This window comes from Streptomyces sp. DG2A-72 (assembly GCF_030499575.1).
Lineage (GTDB): Bacteria > Actinomycetota > Actinomycetes > Streptomycetales > Streptomycetaceae > Streptomyces.
Window position 1 is genome coordinate 5,705,554 of record NZ_JASTLC010000001.1, and the last position, 20,969, is coordinate 5,726,522.

General features: G+C 69.8%; 17 protein-coding genes and 1 pseudogene. 8 read left to right on the forward strand and 10 right to left on the reverse strand.

The window, feature by feature from the left end; all coding sequences use genetic code 11:
* Nucleotide 1 precedes the first annotated feature (1 nt).
* Nucleotides 2-832, forward strand: coding sequence for an MBL fold metallo-hydrolase (locus QQY66_RS27290; protein WP_301982929.1), 831 nt, complete (start codon nt 2-4; stop codon nt 830-832).
* Here the strand turns inward: QQY66_RS27290 and QQY66_RS27295 are convergent.
* Both QQY66_RS27295 and QQY66_RS27300 read right to left on the reverse strand, forming a co-directional pair.
* Nucleotides 829-1,644 carry a nucleotidyltransferase domain-containing protein gene (locus QQY66_RS27295; protein WP_301982930.1) on the reverse strand — a complete coding sequence of 272 codons (816 nt, stop codon included), beginning with the start codon at nt 1,642-1,644 and terminating at the stop codon, nt 829-831. The two genes, QQY66_RS27290 and QQY66_RS27295, sit on opposite strands and share 4 nt — an antisense overlap.
* Before the next feature lie 60 nt (nt 1,645-1,704).
* Nucleotides 1,705-2,379 carry a Crp/Fnr family transcriptional regulator gene (locus tag QQY66_RS27300; protein ID WP_301982931.1) on the reverse strand — a complete coding sequence of 225 codons (675 nt, stop codon included), beginning with the start codon at nt 2,377-2,379 and terminating at the stop codon, nt 1,705-1,707.
* Nucleotides 2,380-2,739: 360 nt separating this feature from the next.
* On the opposite strand from QQY66_RS27300, the gene nth reads away from it, so the two are divergent.
* From nth to QQY66_RS27315, 3 genes are all read left to right on the forward strand, one after another.
* Nucleotides 2,740-3,570: an endonuclease III gene (gene nth / locus QQY66_RS27305; protein ID WP_301987509.1), complete on the forward strand. Its 831-nt coding sequence runs from the start codon at nt 2,740-2,742 to the stop codon at nt 3,568-3,570.
* A 61-nt stretch (nt 3,571-3,631) separates the two neighbouring features.
* Nucleotides 3,632-4,327 carry a CoA pyrophosphatase gene (locus tag QQY66_RS27310; protein ID WP_301982932.1) on the forward strand — a complete coding sequence of 232 codons (696 nt, stop codon included), beginning with the start codon at nt 3,632-3,634 and terminating at the stop codon, nt 4,325-4,327.
* 13 nt (nt 4,328-4,340) lie between these two features.
* Nucleotides 4,341-5,540: a MarP family serine protease gene (locus QQY66_RS27315; RefSeq protein WP_301982933.1), complete on the forward strand. Its 1,200-nt coding sequence runs from the start codon at nt 4,341-4,343 to the stop codon at nt 5,538-5,540.
* 19 nt (nt 5,541-5,559) lie between these two features.
* On the opposite strand, the gene QQY66_RS27320 is transcribed toward QQY66_RS27315, so the two are convergent.
* From QQY66_RS27320 to QQY66_RS27345, 6 genes are all read right to left on the reverse strand, one after another.
* On the reverse strand, nt 5,560-5,739 hold the full coding sequence (locus QQY66_RS27320; protein WP_301982934.1) for a hypothetical protein: 180 nt from the start codon (nt 5,737-5,739) through the stop codon (nt 5,560-5,562).
* A 285-nt stretch (nt 5,740-6,024) separates the two neighbouring features.
* Nucleotides 6,025-6,954, reverse strand: a complete 930-nt coding sequence (locus tag QQY66_RS27325; RefSeq protein WP_301982935.1) for an alpha/beta fold hydrolase — start codon at nt 6,952-6,954, stop codon at nt 6,025-6,027.
* Nucleotides 6,951-7,439 carry a phage holin family protein gene (locus QQY66_RS27330; protein WP_301982936.1) on the reverse strand — a complete coding sequence of 163 codons (489 nt, stop codon included), beginning with the start codon at nt 7,437-7,439 and terminating at the stop codon, nt 6,951-6,953. The genes QQY66_RS27325 and QQY66_RS27330 overlap by 4 nt, the downstream gene beginning before the upstream one ends.
* 98 nt (nt 7,440-7,537) lie before the next feature.
* Complete coding sequence (gene nhaA, locus QQY66_RS27335) at nt 7,538-8,950, reverse strand: Na+/H+ antiporter NhaA (protein ID WP_367666997.1); 1,413 nt, start codon at nt 8,948-8,950, stop codon at nt 7,538-7,540.
* A gap of 195 nt (nt 8,951-9,145) precedes the next feature.
* The gene (acs, locus tag QQY66_RS27340; RefSeq protein WP_301982937.1) at nt 9,146-11,101 is read right to left on the reverse strand and encodes an acetate--CoA ligase; all 1,956 of its coding nucleotides are present in this window, start codon (nt 11,099-11,101) and stop codon (nt 9,146-9,148) included.
* A 202-nt stretch (nt 11,102-11,303) separates the two neighbouring features.
* On the reverse strand, nt 11,304-13,661 hold the full coding sequence (locus QQY66_RS27345) for a bifunctional SulP family inorganic anion transporter/carbonic anhydrase (RefSeq protein WP_301982938.1): 2,358 nt from the start codon (nt 13,659-13,661) through the stop codon (nt 11,304-11,306).
* A 336-nt stretch (nt 13,662-13,997) separates the two neighbouring features.
* Between QQY66_RS27345 and QQY66_RS27350 the strand changes: the two genes are divergently transcribed.
* Nucleotides 13,998-15,272: a hypothetical protein gene (locus QQY66_RS27350; protein ID WP_301982939.1), complete on the forward strand. Its 1,275-nt coding sequence runs from the start codon at nt 13,998-14,000 to the stop codon at nt 15,270-15,272.
* A gap of 6 nt (nt 15,273-15,278) precedes the next feature.
* Here QQY66_RS27350 and QQY66_RS27355 read toward each other — a convergent pair whose 3' ends face one another.
* Entirely contained in the window at nt 15,279-16,259 is a 981-nt protein-coding gene (locus QQY66_RS27355; RefSeq protein WP_301982940.1) for an ATP-binding protein, read from the reverse strand.
* A 101-nt stretch (nt 16,260-16,360) separates the two neighbouring features.
* Here QQY66_RS27355 and QQY66_RS27360 point away from each other — a divergent pair, with 101 nt between their 5' ends.
* Nucleotides 16,361-17,212, forward strand: a complete 852-nt coding sequence (locus tag QQY66_RS27360; RefSeq protein ID WP_301982941.1) for a Fic family protein — start codon at nt 16,361-16,363, stop codon at nt 17,210-17,212.
* A 404-nt stretch (nt 17,213-17,616) separates the two neighbouring features.
* Here QQY66_RS27360 and QQY66_RS27365 read toward each other — a convergent pair whose 3' ends face one another.
* Nucleotides 17,617-18,450: an HAD family phosphatase gene (locus tag QQY66_RS27365; RefSeq protein WP_301982942.1), complete on the reverse strand. Its 834-nt coding sequence runs from the start codon at nt 18,448-18,450 to the stop codon at nt 17,617-17,619.
* A 593-nt stretch (nt 18,451-19,043) separates the two neighbouring features.
* Between QQY66_RS27365 and ssd the strand changes: the two genes are divergently transcribed.
* Both ssd and QQY66_RS27375 read left to right on the forward strand, forming a co-directional pair.
* Complete coding sequence (gene ssd / locus QQY66_RS27370) at nt 19,044-20,156, forward strand: septum site-determining protein Ssd (protein WP_301982943.1); 1,113 nt, start codon at nt 19,044-19,046, stop codon at nt 20,154-20,156.
* A pseudogene (locus QQY66_RS27375) lies at nt 20,153-20,884 on the forward strand (CpaF family protein); the annotation flags it as partial. The gene ssd and the pseudogene QQY66_RS27375, both read left to right, overlap by 4 nt.
* Nucleotides 20,885-20,969: the final 85 nt, after the last annotated feature.

The following is a 20,969-nucleotide window of genomic DNA, read 5'->3' on the forward strand; positions in this document are numbered from 1 at the left end:
TATGACGGACGCAGCCGCCCTTCCCGGCCAGCCGAGGGGCGGGGTCCTCTCGGGCCCCGCCACCCCACGGGCCGTCAACGTCCTTGCGCCCAACGCCTCGGCGATGACCCTGGACGGCACCAACACGTGGATCCTGTCGGAGCCCGACTCCGAACTGGCCGTGGTGATCGACCCGGGCCCACGGGACGAGAGCCACCTGCGCACCGTCCTCGACACCGCCGAGAAGGCCGGCAAGCGCATCTCCCTGACCCTGCTGACACACGGTCACCCCGACCACGCCGAAGGCGCCGCCCGTTTCGCCGAACTGACGGGCACGAACGTGCGGGCCCTGGACCCGGCGCTGCGACTGGGCGACGAGGGGCTGGCGGCCGGGGACGTGGTCACGGTCGGCGGCCTGGAGCTGAGGGTCGTACCGACGCCCGGGCACACCTCGGACTCCCTGTGCTTCCATCTCCCGGCCGATCGCGCGGTCGTGACCGGCGACACGATCCTGGGCCGCGGTACGACGGTCGTGGCGCACCCCGACGGCCGCCTGGGCGACTATCTGGACTCCCTGCGACGGCTCAGGTCCCTCACCGTCGACGACGGCGTCCACACCGTCCTGCCGGGCCATGGACCGGTCCTGGAGGACGCCCAGGGCGCCGTGGAGTTCTATCTCGCCCACCGTGCCCACCGTCTCGCCCAGATCGAGACGGCCGTGGAGGACGGCTACCGTACGCCGTCGGAGGTCGTCGCCCATGTGTACGCGGACGTGGACCGGTCCCTGTGGCCCGCGGCGGAGTTGTCGGTACGGGCACAGCTGGACTACCTGGAGGAGCACGGCCTCATCTAGGAGTGGGGCCGGGGCGCTTTGACGCCGTGCACGCGCGCGTACTCCTCGGCGAGCCACGGCCCGAGGTCCTCGACGTACGACACCAGGACTTCCCGCTCGCCGGTGGGCTCGTACCCGAGGACCGCGGCGGCCTGCATCTGCTCTCCGCGCGCGGGGTAGTACGCGGCGAACACCTCGGCCATCTCCGTCAGATCGCTGGTCCAGCCGTTCCAGCGGGGCATCACGAGCGTGAAGCCGGTGCGGACGAGGCGGCGGGACATGAAGCGTACGAGGGGCCGCCGGGCCTCGTCGGCCGCGGCGATCCGCTCGCGCCAGCTGGGGAGGAGCAGGGCGAGGTCACCGTTGGTCTCGCGGGCGAGCAGCGAGTCGGGCCGGTAGCGCGGCAGGTACTCGGCGAGATCCTCGCCGAGCAGCGGGGTGCACAGGCACGCGACGAACCACCCCAGGTCGTAGCGCTCCGGCTCGCTCAGCACCTGCGTCCGGCTGACCAGCAGGATCCCGACGCCGTCGACCTGCGGAAACTCCTTGTCGACCGCCTCACCCAGCGTCCGCGCCCCCTCCCGGTCCGCGTCACCTGGCTCCTCGCGCAGCACGGCGAGCAGGTCCAGATCACTGAGCCCCACGCGCGCGGTGCCCCGCGGAATCGACCCGTAGAGGTAGGCGCTGTCCAACCGCGCCCCGAAGAGATCCAGCACGCGGTCACGGGTGGCGGCGACGACGGGACGGAAGGCGGGCGGGACTCGCCCGAGAGAGCCCTCACGTTCGATGAAGCCGAGGGAGTCGAGCCCTCTGCGGGGAGCGGCTGCGGCCATGGGGTCACTGTGCCCTGACGGAATCGCCGGGGCCGGGCGTCAACGTCGTCAACGGCGTGGCTACCGCGAGCGCTTGGCGAGCCGCTCCACGTCCAGCAGGATCACCGCGCGAGCCTCGAGGCGGAGCCATCCGCGCTGGGCGAAGTCGGCGAGCGCCTTGTTGACCGTCTCGCGGGAGGCGCCGACCAGCTGGGCCAGCTCCTCCTGGGTGAGGTCGTGGACGACGTGGATGCCCTCCTCGGACTGCACGCCGAAGCGGCGGGAGAGGTCCAGCAGGGCGCGTGCGACACGGCCGGGGACGTCGGAGAAGACCAGGTTGGACATCTGGTCGTTGGTCTTGCGCAGCCGGCGGGCGACGGCGCGCAGCAGCGCGGTGGCCACCTCGGGGCGGACGTTCAGCCAGGGCTGGAGGTCGCCGTGGCCCAGGCCCAGCAGCTTGACCTCGGTCAGCGCGGTGGCGGTCGCCGTGCGCGGGCCCGGGTCGAAGAGCGACAGTTCGCCGATGAGCTCGCCGGGGCCGACGACGGCCAGCATGTTCTCGCGGCCGTCGGGCGAGGTGCGGTGGAGCTTGACCTTGCCCTCGGTGACGACATAGAGCCGGTCGCCCGGGTCGCCCTCGTGGAACAGGGAGTCGCCACGTGCGAGGGTCACCTCACTCATGGAGGCGCGCAGCTCCGCGGACTGCTCGTCATCGAGCGCCGCGAAGAGCGGGTTGCGCCGCAGAACGTCGTCCACGAGTTCTCTCCTTGTCGACCTGCTCAGGGGATCACTCCCCCGCGTACCAGGGGACCGTGCTCCCCATTTTGCCGGACGGTCCAAACAGTGTGATCTGTCACAAGGATGCCGCACAGGTGCGCCGGGGTACGCGGCAGGGGTCCAATCGGGGGCCGATCTCACGGGTCCGGGGCGGATGTCAGTGCCGGGCTTTAGGCTGGCCGGGTGTCCAAATCGCCGGTGAGAGCACAGGCCAAGGGGGCTGTACGGGTGGTTGTACGTCGGGATTCTGCTGTGGGCGAACAGATCCCCACCGGCGGAGAGAAAGCGACAAAAGTGACAAAGGAGCCTGTGAAGGAGCCTGTGGAAAAGAAGGCCGCGGTGAAGAAGGCGGCTTCGAAGCCTCCGAAGGATTCGAAGCCTCCGAAGCCTCCCAAGGACGAGTCCCGCACCGCCCTCGTCCGCCGGGCCCGCCGGATCAACCGCGAGCTCGCCGAGGTCTATCCGTACGCCCACCCCGAGCTGGACTTCGAGAACCCCTTCCAACTGCTGGTGGCCACCGTGCTGTCCGCCCAGACCACCGACCTCCGCGTCAACCAGACCACCCCGGCGCTCTTCGCCAAGTACCCGACGCCCGAGGACCTGGCGGCCGCCAACCCGGAGGAGGTCGAGGAGATCCTTCGCCCGACCGGCTTCTTCCGGGCCAAGACCAAGTCGGTGATGGGGCTGTCGAAGGCTCTCGCGGCGGACTTCGGCGGCGAGGTCCCCGGCAGGCTCGAAGACCTCGTCAAGCTCCCCGGCGTGGGCCGCAAGACCGCGTTCGTCGTGCTCGGCAACGCCTTCGGCCGCCCCGGCCTCACCGTGGACACGCACTTCCAGCGGCTGGTGCGGCGCTGGCAGTGGACCGACGCGACCGAGCCGGACAAGATCGAGGCCGCCGTCGCCGCGCTCTTTCCCAAGAGCGACTGGACGATGCTCTCGCACCACGTGATCTTCCACGGCCGGCGCATCTGCCACGCCCGCAAGCCCGCCTGCGGCGCCTGCCCCATCGCCCCGCTCTGCCCGGCGTACGGCGAGGGCGAGACGGACCCGGAGAAGGCGAAGAAGCTGCTCAAGTACGAGAAGGGCGGCTTCCCGGGCCAGCGTCTGAAGCCTCCGCAGGCGTATCTGGACGCGGGCGGCAAGCCGGCGCCGCCGCTGGGGGCCGGATGAGTCCTCAGGAACGATCTCGGTGCCGTCCCGCGTTGGGCAGTGCAGGACGACGGGGGTGGCGATGACGCGAGCAAGCGACACACAGGGCGGCCCGGTGGCGCTCAGCAAGGAGGGCCTGCCCGGCTGGCTCGATCCGGTGGTGTACGCGGTGGAGACGGTGCAGCCGCTCCAGCTGAGCCGCTTCCTGCCGCCGGAGAACGGCGCGGGGCGGCAGTCCGCCGTACTGATCCTGTTCGGTGAGGGCGAGCGCGGTCCCGAGCTGCTGCTGATGGAGCGGGCGAGTTCGCTGCGCTCGCACGCCGGGCAGCCGTCCTTCCCGGGCGGTGCCCTCGACCCCGAGGACGGCGACCCGAAGGCCGACGGGCCACTACGGGCCGCTCTCCGCGAGGCCGAGGAGGAGACCGGCCTTGATCCGGCCGGCGTCCAGCTCTTCGGCGTGCTGCCCAAGCTGTACATCCCCATCAGCAGCTTCGTCGTGACCCCGGTGCTGGGCTGGTGGCGCGAGCCGAGCCCGGTCGGGGTGGTCGATCCGAACGAGACCGCGCGCGTCTTCACCGTTCCCGTGGCGGATCTCACGGATCCCGCCCACCGCGTCACCGCCGTCCACCCCAGAGGTCACCAAGGTCCGGCATTTCTGGTCGAATCGGCCCTGGTGTGGGGGTTCACGGCGGGGATCATCGACCGCCTGCTGCACTACGCGGGCTGGGAGCGACCATGGGACCGCGCGAAGCAGGTCCCGCTCGACTGGCGCTCATGACAGGGTGGCCCCCGTGAATGTGCTGGACATCCTGCTCCTGGTTGCCGCTGTGTGGTTCGCCATCGTCGGCTATCGCCAAGGCTTCGTCGTCGGCATCCTGTCGGTGATCGGCTTCCTGGGCGGCGGTCTCGTCGCGGTCTATGTGCTGCCCGTCATCTGGGACGCGCTGACCGACAACGCCGAGGTCGGCACGACCGCCGCCGTCGTCGCGGTCGTGGTCGTCATCGTCTGCGCCTCCGTCGGCCAGGCGCTCACCACCCACCTCGGCAACAAGCTGCGCCGGTACATCACCTGGTCCCCGGCCCGCGCCCTGGACGCGACCGGCGGCGCGCTCGTCAACGTCGTGGCGATGCTCCTGGTCGCGTGGCTCATCGGCTCCGCCCTCGCGCAGACCACGCTGCCCACGCTGGGCAAGGAGGTCCGTAACTCCAAGGTGCTGCTGGGGGTGTCGGAGGCGCTGCCCACCCAGGCCGACACCTGGTTCAAGGACTTCACCTCGGTCCTCGCGCAGAACGGCTTCCCGCAGGTCTTCAGCCCGTTCTCGAACGAGCCGATCAAGGAGGTCGCGCCCCCGGACCCGGCCCTCGCGGGCAGCGCCGTCGCCGCCCGCGCCCAGCGCTCCATCGTCAAGGTCATGGGCACCGCCGAGAGTTGCGGCAAGGTCCTCGAAGGCACCGGCTTCGTCTTCTCCGACCGCCGCGTCATGACCAACGCGCATGTCGTCGGCGGCGTCGACGAGCCCACCATCCAGATAGGCGGCGAGGGCAGGAAGTACGACGCGACGGTCGTCCTCTACGACTGGGAGCGCGACATCGCCGTACTCGACGTACCCGATCTGGACGCTCCGGCGCTCGAGTTCACCACCGAGGACGCCGGCAGCGGAGACAGCGCGATCGTCGCCGGCTTCCCGGAGAACGGGGCGTACGACGTGCGGTCCGCGCGGGTTCGCGGGCGCATCACGGCCAGCGGCGCGGACATCTACCACCGCGGCACCGTCAGCCGCGACGTCTACTCCCTGTACGCGACCGTCCGCCAGGGCAACTCCGGCGGCCCGCTGCTCACCCCCGAAGGCCAGGTGTACGGCGTGGTCTTCGCCAAGTCCCTCGACGACGCCGAGACGGGGTACGCGCTCACCGCGGACGAGATCCAGGAGGACATCACCAAGGGGCGCACCGCGAACCAGCGGGTGGACAGCGACAGCTGCGCTCTGTAGGTCGTACGGAGTACGGAGCTCAGCCGCGCGTATGACGCAGCCGTACGGAGACCCAGCGGGCCCGGCGGCGCAGGATGTGCGGGATGCCCACGCGGAGGTCGGTGCCCGGCAGCTGCGGGGTGCCTCGCTGGTGAGAGCTCAAGGCGTTGCCCGAGCGTCGATTGCGTGCTGCGTCACTGTAGTCGTGCGTCCAGCCCATACCCGGACGTGTGCCCCTGCCCCAAGGTCGATAACCGCCCCCACGCCCCCCAATTGGCCTATGCGCCAGGCATTTGGCTGTTCGTAGGACGGTTGTTCCGAACGGGCGACACGGCACGCGCCGACACGGTCACCGATCGGGTTCGGGATCCTTCAGCCAGCTGATCAGTTCGGTCGAGAAGGCGACCGGATCCTCCTCGTGCGGGCTGTGTTTTCCCGAGGGCTGTGACATCAGCGGCTCCGCCGCGGGCCCCGGACCCCCAGCCGGTCGCAGCTCAGGCGCACTTCATCGGTCCGGCTCGGGATCCTTGAGCCAGCTGATGAGCTCTGCGGAAAACGCCACTGGGTCCTCTTCATGCGGGAAGTGCCCGAGTCCGTCGAACAGGCGCCAGCGGTACGGTGCTTCGACGTACTCTCCGGAGCCGGCCGCGCTGCGGGTCCGCATCACCGGGTCAAGGGAGCCGTGGAGATGGAGCGTCGGCACCCGTACGGGTCGCTTCATCCGCCGGTTGAACTGGACGCCGTCCAGGCGGGCGAGGGACCGCACCATCCACCGGTACGGCTCGATCGAGCAGTGGGCGGTCGACGGGATGCACATGGCGCGTTGGTACGTCTCCACCGCCTTGTCGTCCGGCAGGCTCGGCCCGGACCAGTCCCGCATCAGCCGGGCGACGAGCGCCCCGTCGTCCGCGACGAGCTGCCGCTCCGGGATCCAGGGCCGCTGGAACCCCCAGATGTACGAACCCGCGGCCGTCTGCCTGACGTCGGAGAGCATGGCGGCCCGCCAGCGCCGCGGATGCGGCATCGAGGTGACCGCGAGCCGCCGTACGAGCTTCGGGCGCATCACGGCCGCCGTCCACGCCATGTAGCCGCCCAGGTCGTGCCCGACGAGCGCGGCGTCCGGCTCGCCGAGCGACCGTACGACGCCCGTGATGTCGAGGGCGAGGTTGCCCGGGTCGTAACCCCGGGGCGTACGGTCGCTGCCGCCGACACCCCGCAGGTCCATCGCGACGGCCCGGAACCCGGCGTCGGCGAGGGCGACCAGCTGGTGCCGCCAGGTCCACCAGAACTGCGGGAAGCCGTGCAGCAACAGCACCAGCGGCCCGTCGCCCATCTCGGCGATGTGGAAGCGCGCCCCATTGGCGGCCACGTCCCTGTGTGTCCAGGGACCGTCCGGCCGTACGACAGAGGCGGGCTGAGCCGAAGGGTCGGTCATGACGACGAGCGTGCCACAGCTTCGATGGCCTCCGGGACCCGGTCCTGCGGCAGTTCGGCACGCGGGTGCGGCTTGGCCTTCTGCAGGACGACCGCCGTCTCCTTCATGGAGGCCGCGACCTTCTGCGGGCCCTTGCCCTTCTTGGCCTTCTTCGCGAACACGACGCCGATCAGGGCCAGGACGAGCGCGATCAGCACGTTCGCCGCGAAGGACAGCAGGAAGCAGATCGCGAGATTCCAGTCGCTCCAGGTCCGGATGCCGTACGCCAGAGCGAAGTTCAGCATCGGCAGGGAGAAGACCAGCACGCCGGCGGCCACCGTGAACGCGCCGCCGCTCATCGCCCCGCGCTTGACGTCCTGCTTGAGCTGCGCCTTGGCCAGCGCGATCTCGTCGTGCACCAGCGCGGACATCTCGGTGGTCGCCGAGGCGAACAGCTGGCCGATGCTGCGTTCGGTACCGACCGGGCTGCCGTCGGGTGCGCTCATCGCGGTCTCCCTCTCCTGCCTGACTTCTTTTCGACGGTCATTTTGTACCGTCCCGTCAGATCATGCCGGACCGTCGTCCCCGTCGCCTGCCCCGGTCGTCACTTCGGCATGCCGGTGCCGTTCTCCGCGGTCATCAGCTCGGCGATCCGGCGGTGCTCGGCGGCCTTGCGCTCGTAGATGCCGGCCATCCGCAGGTGGTACGCCGGGTCGTCCTCCTCGTAGATGTCCGGGATGCCGTCGAGGTCGTCGTCGCGCTCCTCGTCCTCGCACATCTTGCGGTACTTGGTGTTCCGTACCTTCAGCAGGACGGTCGCCAGAGCCGCCGAGATGAGCGAGCCCAGCAGCACGGCAGCCTTGATCTCGCCGGTCAGCACCGCGTCGCCGTCGAAGGCGAGCTCGCCGATCAGCAGCGAGACGGTGAACCCGATGCCGGCCAGCGACGCCACCGCGAACACGTCCGGCCAGGCGAGGTCGTCACTGAGCGACGCCCTGGTGAAACGTGCCGTCAGCCACGTACCCCCGAAGATGCCGAGCGCCTTGCCGACGACCAGACCCAGGACCACGCCGAGCGTCTCCGGCTGGGCGAATACGTCGCCCAGGACGCCCCCCGAAAGGGAGACACCGGCGCTGAACAGCGCGAACAGCGGCACAGCGAGGCCCGCCGACAGCGGCCGTACGAGATGCTCGATGCGCTCGCCGGGGGAGTGGTCCTCGCCCTCGTGGCGGTGGCAGCGCAGCATCAGGCCCATCGCGACGCCCGCGATCGTGGCGTGGATGCCGCTGTTGTACATCAGCCCCCAGACGACGAGGGCGAGCGGGACGTAGACGTACCAGCCGCGTACGCCCTTGCGCAGCAGCAGCCAGAAGACGAGCAGGCCGACGACGGCGCCGCCGAGCGCGGCGAAGTCGATGGTGTCGGTGAAGAAGACCGCGATGATCAGGATCGCGAACAGGTCGTCGACGACGGCGAGGGTGAGCAGGAAGGCGCGCAGGGCGCTCGGCAGGGATGTACCGATGACCGCGAGCACCGCCAGCGCGAAGGCGATGTCGGTGGCGGTGGGCACGGCCCAGCCCACCAGCGAGCCGCCGCCGGTGACGTTGGTGAGGGCGTAGACGAGCGCCGGTGCGGCCATGCCGCACAGGGCCGCGACGACGGGCAGCACGGCGGCCTTGGGGTCGCGCAGATCACCGGCGACCAGCTCACGCTTGAGCTCGATACCGGCGACGAAGAAGAAGATCGCGAGCAGTCCGTCGGCCGCCCAGTGCGCGATCGACAGGTTCAGGCCGAGCGCCTCGGGGCCGAGGTGGTAGTGGCTGACGCTCTCGTAGCTGTCGTGCAGCGCGGGTATGTTCGCCCAGAGCAGCGCGGCGATCGCGGCGAGGAGCAGCAGCACACCGCCGACCGTCTCGGCGCGCAGCGCGTCCGCCACGAAGGTTCGCTCGGGCAGGGACAGACGTCCGAAAACCTTGCGGGTGCTGGCGTTTTCCCTGTTACGGGCGGGCGCGGCCACGAGGAGACCTCCAGTCGGTGGGCAGGACGGAACACATGCCGACCAGACTTCCCGGCGCACCTTGGTTCGTTGTCACGTTCTTGACGGTTTGCTTAGTTTACCTAAGATGCGGCCCGGGCTCGTCGGGGGGTCTTCACGTTAAGCGCGAAAGGGGCACCCGGCGCGCTTGTCGCCGGGTGCCCCTGAGGGCGTGCTTCAGTCCTCGGTCGGCGCCGCCGGAAGCTTCGCCTGGATGAGGTCCATGACCGTCGAGTCGGTCAGCGTGGTGACATCGCCGAGCTGACGGTTCTCCGCCACGTCCCGCAGCAGACGGCGCATGATCTTGCCGGAGCGGGTCTTCGGCAGCTCCGCAACCGGCAGGATCCGCTTCGGCTTGGCGATGGGGCCGAGGGCGGCGCTGACGTGGCCCTGCAGGTCGGCGACGAGGTTCTCCGTCTCCGACGCCGTGCCGCGCAGGATCACGAAGGCGACGATGGCCTGGCCGGTCGTCTCGTCGGCCGCACCGACGACGGCCGCCTCGGCGACCGACGGGTGCGAGACGAGCGCCGACTCCACCTCGGTCGTGGAGATGTTGTGCCCGGACACGAGCATGACGTCGTCCACCCGGCCGAGCAGCCAGATGTCACCGTCGTCGTCCTTCTTCGCCCCGTCACCGGCGAAGTACTTGCCCTCGAACCGTGACCAGTAGGTGTCGAGGAACCTCTGGTCGTCACCCCAGATGGTGCGCAGCATCGAGGGCCACGGCTCGGTGAGCACCAGATAGCCACCGCCGCCGTTGGGCACCTCCCGCGCCTCGTCGTCGACGACGGTCGCGGAGATACCGGGCAGCGGGACCTGAGCGGAACCCGGCTTGGTCTCCGTGGCGCCCGGCAGCGGCGAGATCATCATCGCGCCGGTCTCGGTCTGCCACCAGGTGTCCACGATCGGCGTCCGGTCGGCCCCGATGTGCTTGCGATACCAGATCCAGGCCTCGGGGTTGATGGGCTCGCCGACCGAGCCGAGGACACGGAGGGAGGAGAGATCGAACTTCGCGGGGATGTCGTCGCCCCACTTCATGAACGTACGGATCGCGGTCGGCGCCGTGTACAGGATCGTCACCCCGTACTTCTGCACGATCTCCCAGAACCGCCCCTGGTGCGGGGTGTCCGGCGTGCCCTCGTACATCACCTGGGTCGCGCCGTTGGCCAGCGGCCCGTAGACGATGTATGAGTGCCCGGTGACCCAGCCGACGTCGGCCGTGCACCAGTACACGTCCGTCTCCGGCTTGAGGTCGAAGACGGCGTGGTGGGTGTACGCGACCTGCGTGAGGTAGCCGCCCGAGGTGTGCAGGATGCCCTTCGGCTTACCCGTCGTACCGGACGTGTAGAGGATGAACAGGGGCTGCTCGGCCTCGAAGGGTTCCGGCGTGTGCTCGGCGGACTGCCGGTCGACGATCTCGTGCCACCACACGTCCAACTCGTCGTTCCAGGCGACCTCCTGGCCCGTACGGCGGACCACGAGCACATGCTCGACATTGCCCGCCTTGGTGATCGCCTCGTCGACGGCCGGCTTCAGCGCGGACGGCTTGCCGCGCCGGTAGCCGCCGTCGGACGTGATGACGACCTTGGCGTCCGCGTCCTGGATACGGGTCGCGAGCGCGTCCGCCGAGAAGCCGCCGAAGACCACGGAGTGCGCTGCGCCGATCCGGGCGCATGCCAGCATCGCGATCGCGGTCTCGGGGATCATCGGCATATAGACGGCGACCCGGTCGCCCTTGCGCACGCCCAGCTCCAGCAGGGCGCCCGCGGCCTTGGAGACCTCGTCCTTCAGCTCGGCGTAGGTGATGGTGCGGCTGTCGCCGGGCTCCCCCTCGAAGTGGATGGCGACCCGGTCGCCGTGCCCCGCCTCGACATGCCGGTCGACGCAGTTGTACGCGACGTTCAGCTCGCCGTCCTTGAACCACTTGGCGAACGGCGGGTTCGACCAGTCCAGTGTCTCCGTCGGCTCCTTGGCCCAGGTCAGCCGCCGGGCCTGCGTGGCCCAGAAGCCGAGCCGGTCAGCCTTGGCCTGTTCGTACGCCTCCGCCGTGACATTGGCGTTCGCGGCCAGGTCAGCGGGCGGCGCGAAGCGTCGCTCCTCTTTCAAGAGGTTGGCCAGGCTTTCGTTGCTCACGACATCTCCCTTTCCCAGGGTGTCCGTTGTGTCCCAGGCCACAGCTCATCAGACCTGGGGGCCGGATGACAAGGGTCGACCGGAAATTGGTTTAGACCTGCCGGTCCGGTTCCGTAGCGGCCTTCCGGTGACCGGGGTCATCCCTTCCCACGGACGGCGGAGCCGGCGAGTTCAGATGGTGTAACGCCTCTCACATCGCTGGTCACGCCGATACGTCCGCCGCCCCCACCCAGTCGAACACCTCGCCCCCGTCCGACTCGGCGAGCAGGTACGCCTGCGCCTCGCCCACGTGGAAGTACATCCCGTGCAATTCCAGCGAGCCCTCGCGCAGCGCGCGGGTCACCGACTCGTGGGCGCGCAGGTGCTCCAACTGCTGGACCACATTGGTCAGGCACAGCTGCTCGACCGCGTCGGCGGGCCGGCGTCCGGCCAGCCGGGCCCAGGGGCGGCTGTCGTCGACCATCCGCTCCAGGCTGGGTACCCCGTGCCGCAGCCACCGCTTGAGCGGCGTCTGGACGTCACCGGCCTCGGAGTCGAGCAGCGCCTGCATGGCTCCGCACCCGGAGTGCCCGCACACCGTGATGGACCGCACCTTCAGCACCTCCACCGCGTACTCGATCGCTGCCGCCACCGAGTCGTCCCCGCTCTCCTGACCGGGGGGCGGCACGAGGTTGCCCACATTGCGCACCACGAACAGATCGCCCGGACCACTGGAGGTGATCATCGACGTGACCAGCCGTGAGTCGGCGCAGGTGAGGAAGAGCTGAACCGGCTGCTGTCCCTCGCGCGCCAGCCGGGCCAGCTCGCCCCGCACCAGGGGCGCGGTGTTGCGGTGGAACGCGTCGATGCCACGGGCCAGTTCATGGCCGCTGCGCCCGATCTCGGCCGTTTCGGCGAGGCCGGTCGGCTGCCCGTCGGGCGTGGCCGCGGACTGCGGGGGTTCGCACTGGTGGTTGCGCCACGGTGTCCAGGGACGGCAACGGCAGCCGGCGTGCTCACCGCCACCGGTGCCGACGGGCTCGGCGATCCGGACCCCGGTGCGACGGCCGCTGACCTCGACGGTGCCGCCGTGCGCGGTGTGCGAGTTCTGCCAGTCCTGCAGTGACTCGTACGCCGCATGGTCCATGAACGAGCCGTCCAACTCGACGACGACATGGGCCCCTTCGGGAACGAGATGCAGGGCACGGCTGAGCCGCGGCACCGCGAGGAACGTCAACTGCCCTCGTACATGGACGTGATGGACTCCTTCCTTCTCTTCGTGCGTGATGCGTGTGCGGGTGAGGCGGTGCAGGGCGACGGCGACGGCGACGGCGATCCCCAGCGCCACGCCCTCCAGGACGCCGAAGAGCACCACGCCGAGTGTGGTGACGGCGTACACCAGCACTTCTCGGTGGCGGGTCACCGTGCGGATGTGGTGCAGGGACACCATCTGGATGCCGACGGCCATCACCAGGGCGGCGAGCGAGGCGAGCGGGATGAGCTCCAGGATCGGGACCAACAGCAGCGCGGCGACTACTACGAAAACGCCGTGCAGCATCGTGGAGTTCCGGCTCACGGCACCGGATCGGACATTCGCCGCGCTGCGCACCGCGACCCCGGTGACGGGCAGTCCGCCGAGCGCGCCCGAGACGAGATTGGCGGCGCCCTGGCCGCGCAGCTCCCGGTCGAGGTCGGCGCGCGGCACGGGCGGCGCCTGAGTCCGGGCGGCGGCCAGCTTGTCCACGGCCACCGCGGACAGCAGCGACTCCACTCCGCCGACCAGGGTGATGGTCAGGACGGCGGCGACGATCCCGAGCACGGGGCCTTCCGGCAGCCCGGCCAGGGCGTGACTGCTCCACGAGGGCAGGTCGACCCGGGGCAGCCGCAACCCGGCGAGAGCGGCCACCGCCGTCGCCGTCGCCACCGCGGCGAGGGGCACCGGCAGCAGTCGTACGACTCGCCCCACCTGACCCGGAATCCGCGGCCAGACCAGCAGCACGGCCAGGGTCAGGGCGCTCATGGACAGGGCGGTGGGATGCGGGTCGGCCAGTTGGGCGGGCAGTTCGCGCACGTTGTCGACGACCGAGCTGTGCGGGGTGCCGCCGAGGACGATGTGCAGTTGGGCGACGGCGATGGTGGCGCCGATGCCGGCGAGCATGCCGTGCACGATGGCGGGGCTCACGGCGAGCGCGGAGCGCGCCACGCGCAGGAAGCCCAGGCCGAGTTGGGCGAGACCGGCGAGCACGGTGATGGCGCAGGTCGTACGCCAGCCGTAGCGCTGGATGAGATCGGCGGTGACCACCGTCAGGCCGGCCGCGGGGCCGCTGACCTGGAGGGGGGCGCCACCGAGGCGTCCGGCCACGAGCCCGCCGACGGCTGCGGCGACCAGTCCGGCCTGGAGGGGCGCGCCGGTGGCGAGGGCGATGCCGAGGGACAGGGGCAGAGCGATCAGGAAGACCGCGATCGAGGCCGACACATCGGCGCCCGCGATACGGAAGCGGCGACGGGACGGCGGAGGGCTGTGGGGCTCGTGCTCGGGCCGGGGGGAATCGGATGGGCGGGTGGGGACGCAGGCTGACATGGTTCCCGTCTCCTCCGGGGCAGCGCGGTCGCGGATCTGGTGGTCCTCCGCTCGGTGGCGGGGGGTCGGGTCGCGGCCGTGGGTCACGGCGTGCAGCGGCGGGATGAATCAACGCTCGGTAAATGGATCGTAATGGAGAGTAAAGGGCGAGCATAGATTTTTCGGGCAAATGGGCTAATACACAACTCTCATGAGTGAAGCGAGCTTTTTATCGGCTTGTCGTATTAATTCCTTCTCTGTCCCGTGCGACCTTGGCGCCACTGTCGGCCCTTCCCGGCACATCACCCGAGATCGACTCATCAGCGTTGGCCTGAGAGAAGGAAAGGTGGGCGGAGTATGGCCGCCACCCAGAGGATCGCCGCCGGCGCTGTGGCCGCCGCGGCCTGTGCCGCATCCCTCGCCGGTTGTACGGCGGGGGACACCGGTTCCCAGGGCGCAGAACAAGGAGCCCCCGGCCCGCAGAAGGCAGCGGCGGCACCCAAGAGCGTGGTCCGTCTGATCGGTGACGGCTCCACCTCGTACACCGGAGCCCAGCCGCATCTGCCCAGACCCGAACGCCTGAAGCCCGGTCAGAAACCCCCGCAGTTCGTGGTGTTCTCCTGGGACGGAGCCGGCGAGGACAGCCAGAAGCTGTTCTCCCACTTCCGCAGGGTTGCCAAGCAGAACGACGCGACGATGACGTACTTCCTCAGCGGCGTGTACATGCTGCCTGAGGAGAAGCGCGACCTCTACAGGCCTCCGCAGCACTCGCCCGGCCGCTCCGACATCGGCTTCAACGACGACCGCGGCATCGCCGACACCGCCAAGCAGCTGCGCCTGGCATGGCTGGAGGGCAATGAGATCGGCACCCACTTCAACGGTCATTTCTGCGGCAGCGGCGGCGGGGTCGGTGAGTGGTCGGTCGAGGAATGGAAGGACGAGATCGCCCAGGCGAAACGATTCGTGAAGTCCTGGAAGACCAACACCGGCATGAGAAGGGCCGCCCCGCTGCCCTTCGACTACGACAAGGAACTCATCGGCGCCCGCACGCCTTGTCTGGAAGGCCAGGAGAACTTCATGAAGGCGGCCCGCGACCTCGGCTTCCGCTATGACACCAGCGGCGTCAACGACCAGGTCTGGCCGAAGAAGAAGCTGGGCCTGTGGGATCTGTCGATGCAGCTCGTGCCGTTCCCCGGGCACACCTACGAACAGCTCACCATGGACTACAACTTCATGGTCAACCAGTCCGGCACCACCACCCAGGGCGACCCGGACAAGTACGACTACTGGGGCGACCAGATGCGGGACGGCCTGCTCAAGGGCTTCTACCGGGCCTACGACGGCAACCGCGCGCCCCTGATCATCGGCAACCACTTCGAGTCCTGGAACGGCGGCACCTATATGCGGGCCGTCGAGGAGGTCATCGAGGAGGTGTGCACCAAGTCCGAGGTGCGCTGTGTCTCCTTCCGGCAACTGGCCGACTGGCTGGACGCCCAGGACCCCACGACGCTGCGCAAGCTCCGCACCCTGAAGGTCGGCGAGGCCCCGAAGCAGGGCTGGGCATCCTTCCTGTCCGCCCGCCCGGCCCCGGCCCCGAAGGGCGCGCCCGGGGCACCGGCGGGCCGGCGGTAGGAGCCGTCACGCGGGGGTGCCGACGCCCTCGCCGAGCACGAAACCGGGGTCGATCTGCGCGGCCAGGTCGACCCCGAGGCGTTCATTGCCCCAGGACTCGGCGTTCTTCAGATGGAAGTGGACCATCTGACGCGTATAGCGCTCCCAGTCGCGCAGCTCATACGTCGCGTCGGCGGCCGTCCGCAGCAGGCGCAGGGCGCGGCGGCTCGCGTCCTCCAGGAACTCGAACCGGGGTGGCCGGCCCTTCTCCATGGCCCGCACCCAGTCCGAGTAGCCCACTGACACCAACAGGTCGTCCCCGACTTCGGCGCGCAGGAAGTCGAGGTCCTCCTGGCCGTGCACCTTGTTGCCGATGACCTGCAGGACGACTCCGAAGTCGGCGGCGTACTCCTTGTACTGGCGATAGACGGAGACCCCCCTCCGGGTCGGTTCGGCGACGAGGAACGTGATGTCGAAGCGGGTGAACAGCCCGGAGGCGAAGGAGTCCGAGCCCGCAGTCATGTCGACCACGACATACTCGTCGCGGCCGTCCACCAGGTGGTTCAGGCACAGCTCCACCGCTCCGGTCTTGGAGTGGTAGCAGGCGACCCCCAGGTCGGCGTCCGTGAAGGGGCCCGTGACCATCAAACGGACGTCGCCGCCGTCGAGTTCCACCGGCCGGGCGCAGGCGTCGTACACGGGATTGTTCTCACGGACCCGCAGCAGCCGTGAGCCCTCCCCGGGCGGCGTCGTCTTGGTCATCGTCCCGGCGGAGGTGATGCGGGGGTTGGTGCCGCGCAGATAGTCCTTGATCATCGGCAGCCGGTCGCCCATCGCGGGCAGCTCGCCCGCCTCCGTCTCGTCCAGGCCGAGCGCGACCCCAAGGTGCTGGTTGATGTCCGCGTCGATCGCGACGACCGGTGCGCCGTCGGCCGCGAGATGACGGATGAACAGGGAGGACAACGTGGTCTTGTCGCTGCCGCCCTTCCCGACGAAAGCAATTTTCATGTTCACGAAGGGTAGTGCGGCGATAGCTGTAGGTGGCAGACGGGCGTGAAGAAGACCACTCCATCGTGGGGTGCGCGCCCGGTGTGGCTAGTGTCGTACTCATGAGTACGACAGGTGCGACCGCCGATCCGCTCGCGGCTCTGGGCTCGCTGCCCGGAGTGGCCGAGTCCGTGGAGTCCGTGCGCAAGGCCGTGGACCGGGTCTACGGCCACCGGATCATGCGGCGTCGCAGCAACGAGATCACTTCCGAGGCGGCGTTGCGTGGTGCCCGTGGCTCCGGGGCGCTGTCCGGTGCCGACTGGGCCCTCGAAGAGGTGCGTCGGCGCACCGACTTCAGCGGCGACGACGAGGCCCGCACGATGGGCGCGGCCCTCAGGCTGACCGCAGAGGCAGGCCAACTCCTGTCCGTCTGGCGGCAGTCACCCCTGCGTGTGCTGGCCCGGCTGCATCTGGTGGCGGCGGCAAGCGACTCCGACGAGGTCGGGCGGCCCCGCCAGGAGGGCGAGCCGGTCGACGAGCCGCTGGTCGAACTGCCGCTGCCGAGCGCGGCCGAAGTGTCGGGGCGGCTGGACGGCCTGTCCGAGCTGATCATCGCGGGGAGTTCCGCACCCGCACTGGTGACGGCCGCGGTCGTGCACGGGGAACTCCTTGCGCTGCGGCCCTTCGCCTCCCACAACGGCCTGGTCGCGCGCACGGCCGCGCGCATCGTCCTGGTCGGCAGCGGCCTCGACCCGAAGTCGGTCTGTCCGGCGGAGGTCGGCCACGCAGAACTGGGCCGCGCCGCCTATCTGGCGGCGCTCGACGGCTATGTCTCCGGCACTCCGGAGGGCATGGCCGCCTGGATCGCCCACTGCGGCAGGGCTGTCGAGCTGGGGGCGCGCGAGTCGACGGCGGTGTGCGAGGCGCTGCAGCGCGGGGCGGCGCAGCAGGCGAGTCGCGGGCCGGCGCAGTAAGAATGCAGTGAGAAAAGGCGCATGAAAAAGCCCCCCAAAGGGGGCATGAAGGGTTGCGGCGGTACGAGTCCTCGTACCGCCGCTGGCATGTCCACCGGGGTACCAAGCGTCCTCGATATATTGCCCATCAGGTCGGGACTTCGCCCGTCCCTGGTGCGGCTGGCCCGTAATCGACGGGTCGACGTCGCGTGGGTGCCCGGTGTCCATGCCCGGTCCGTGGGGCCAAATGCGTTATTAAGGTGATCCTCTCGGATGTCCTTGGTCTCGCGGGCCGTTGACTCCTTTGTACTCCAGGACATGGGCAAGCGGAAGTGGTGGCTGCACTTCTTTACTTTTATGTTCAAAGGCGTACTAAACGGTCACCGATATGTCGAAGCACGCGCGCGTGACGGCAACGAAGCAGGTCAGGCCGCTGTGGCACGACGCCGACTGGCGTACCAGACGAGGCCCGCGGTGGCCGCCGCGGCCCCTATGGCGGCTGCCGCGACGAGCGCCGGACGCGACGGTACGGAGAGGGTGGGCATCCGCTGCTTGAGCCGTACCGGGCGGTGGAAGTCCAGAATCGGCCACCCGCGCGCGAGTGCTTCACGGCGCAGTGTGCGGTCGGGGTTCACGGCATGGGGATGGCCGACCGCCTGAAGCATCGGCAGATCGGTCGCCGAGTCGCTGTAGGCGAAGCAGCGTGCGAGGTCGTACCCCTCGGATTCGGCCAGTTCCCTGACCGCCTCGGCCTTCGTCGGACCGTAGGCGTAGTACTCCACCTCCCCGGTGAAGCAGCCGTCGTCGCCCACGACCATGCGGGTGGCGACCACCCGGTCCGCGCCGAGCAGTTCGCCGATGGGCTCGACCACCTCGGCACCCGACGTGGACACGATCACGACGTCCCGCCCTGCGGTGTGGTGCTCCTCGATGAGGGAAGCGGCCTCGTCGTAGATGATCGGGTCGATCAGGTCGTGAAGGGTCTCGGCCACGATCTCCTTCACCTGCTGGACGTTCCAGCCGCGGCACAGCGCGGACAGGTACTTGCGCATCCGCTCCATCTGGTCGTGGTCGGCGCCGCCTGCGAGGAAGACGAACTGGGCATATGCGGTGCGCAAGGCGGCTCTGCGGTTGATCAGCCCGCCTTGGTAGAACGACTTGCTGAAGGTGAGCGTGCTCGACTTCGCAATGACCGTCTTGTCCAGGTCAAAGAAGGCCGCTGTGCGGGGCAAGGAGTGGTTTTCCACAACCCTGAGCATAGGGGCAGCCCATTCGGCGTAAGGTGGGCGCGTGGGTTTGCCTGAGAGGGCTCTCGGGTACACCATGGAAGTCACGGATCGTTCGCGACCGTGCTAACCCGGTCCGGCTCCTCCCCCCCGAGTCGGCCGTGGAGACGACCCCCGCTCTCCCCGGCGGGGGTCGTCGCATGTCCGGACGCGTTTTCCTCCCTCTGTTCACGGCCGTAGGGCCATCGCGAGGCCGCTGCCGCGAGTCTTGGCATGCCCATGATATGTGACTGAGTGTAGTCATTGGGCTGCTCTGCGGAAGTCGCACAGTGGGCAGTACAGGGGTCACCGGTATGGGTGAGGGCGATATTCACAACCGTCGAGTTGTCCACAGTTATCGACCAAGATCCACACGATTTCCCGGTTCGCTGCACCGTGATTCCAGCGCGCCCCGACCGGGCCGACTTCATGGCCGGTTCCGGTTTGTCGGGCGTGTTTGGCCGGTTCCTATCGGCCGTTCATATGGAGACCGGTTGCCGGTTCTTCACACGTTTGGGAATCGCGGGGCCTCAGGGGGCTGCGCGAGAGATGTGTCGCGGGTCCTGCGTGGGCCCGCGCGAAGGGGGATGGACATCGTGGCCGCAGCCGTCACTCACGATCCGCAGCCCGCCGCCGGAGGGCGACAGGGCGGACCGCTGATCGTCACGGAAGACGCCGATCTGCTCGACGACCTGCTGCGCCTGTGCGCGGCGGCCGGTGCCACACCCGAGGTGCATCACGGGGTGCCGGAGCCCAGAGGCCGCTGGGAGGCGGCGCCGCTGGTCCTCGTCGGGGACGACGCGGTGCGGCGGGTGCGCGGGGCCGCCCGCAGAAGGGGAGTCGTGCTCGTCGGCCGGGACCAGGACGACCCCGGCGTCTGGAAACGGGCCGTCGAGATCGGCGCCGACCATGTGCTGATGCTGCCCGATGGCGAGCAGTGGCTGGTGGACCGCATCGCCGACGTGGCGGAGGGCGTCGGGCGGCCCGCGCTCACTGTGGGCGTCATCGGTGGCCGTGGCGGGGCCGGCGCGTCCACGCTCGCGTGCGCTCTCGCCGTCACCTCCGCCCGGGAGGGCCTGCGCACACTCCTCGTCGACGCCGATCCGCTGGGCGGCGGACTCGACGTGCTCCTCGGTGGCGAGACCGCCGAGGGACTGCGCTGGCCCGCCTTCGCCGCCTCGCGCGGGCGGGTCGGCGGCGGCGCCCTGGAGGAGTCGCTGCCGCGGCTGCACTCGCTGCGGGTGCTCAGCTGGGATCGCGGCGACCGTATCGCCGTCCCGCCGCAGGCCGTACGCGCGGTGCTCGCCGCCGCCCGACGCCGGGGCGGCACGGTCGTGGTCGATCTGCCCCGCCGTATCGACGACGGCGTCGCCGAGGTACTCGCGCAGCTCGATGTCGGGCTGCTCGTGGTGCCCGCCGAACTGCGCGCGGTCGCCGCCGCCGGGCGGGTGGCCTCCGCCGTCGGCATGGTCCTGCGCGACCTGCGGGTGGCGGTGCGCGGACCTTATGCGCCCGGCCTCGACGACCGCGAAGTGGCCCGGCTGCTCGCACTGCCGCTGGCCGGCGAAGTGCCCGTGGAGTCCGGGCTGCTGCGCCCGCACGAGAGCAAGTCGCCACCCGGGGCCTCCGGACGCGGACCGCTGGCGCGGTTCTGCAAGGGGTTCTGGGAGCGGGCGCTGATGGAGGCGAACGCCGCATGAACACCTTCCCCGGGCCACTGCTGGACGGCGTGCGGCAGTGGCTGGCCGAAAGCGGTGCCGAGCCGACACCCGCGCGCGTGGCACAGGCCCTGCGGGAGCAGGGGCGGGTGCTGGGGGACGCCGAAGTTCTCGGCGCGGCCCGGCAGTTGCGGTCCGAGCTGGTCGGCAGCGGCCCGCTGGAACCGCTGCTCGCCGACCCGTCGGTGACCGACGTCCTGGTGTCCGCCCCGGACCGGGTCTGGGTCGACCGGGGCGGCGGACTGGAGCTGACGGCGGTCTCCTTCACGGACGCGTCGGCCGTACGACGTCTTGCGCAGCGTCTGGCCGCGGTGGCCGGACGGCGGCTGGACGACGCCCGGCCGTGGGTGGACGCCAGGCTGCCCGACGGGACGCGGCTGCATGCGGTGCTGCCTCCGGTCGCCGTGGGCTGTGCGTGCCTGGCACTTCGAGTCGTACGGCCCCGGGCCTTCACGCTCGACGAGCTGGTGACGGCGGGCACGGTGCCGCCCGGCGGGGACCGGGTGCTGCGGGCGCTGCTGGAGGCCCGGCTGTCCTTCCTGATCAGCGGCGGGACCGGCAGTGGCAAGACGACGCTGCTGAGCGCACTGCTGGGGCTCGTCGGCTCCGGCGAGCGGATCGTGCTTGCCGAGGACTCGGCGGAGCTGCGTCCCGACCACCCGCACGTAGTGCGGTTGGAGACACGGCCCGCCAATCAGGAGGGCGCGGGTTAGGGAAAGTAAATGTAACTGTCTCAATGGTTCTTACGGGGCAGATGAGTTCACTGATGAAGCTGTTAGGTTCGGTGATCTCTAC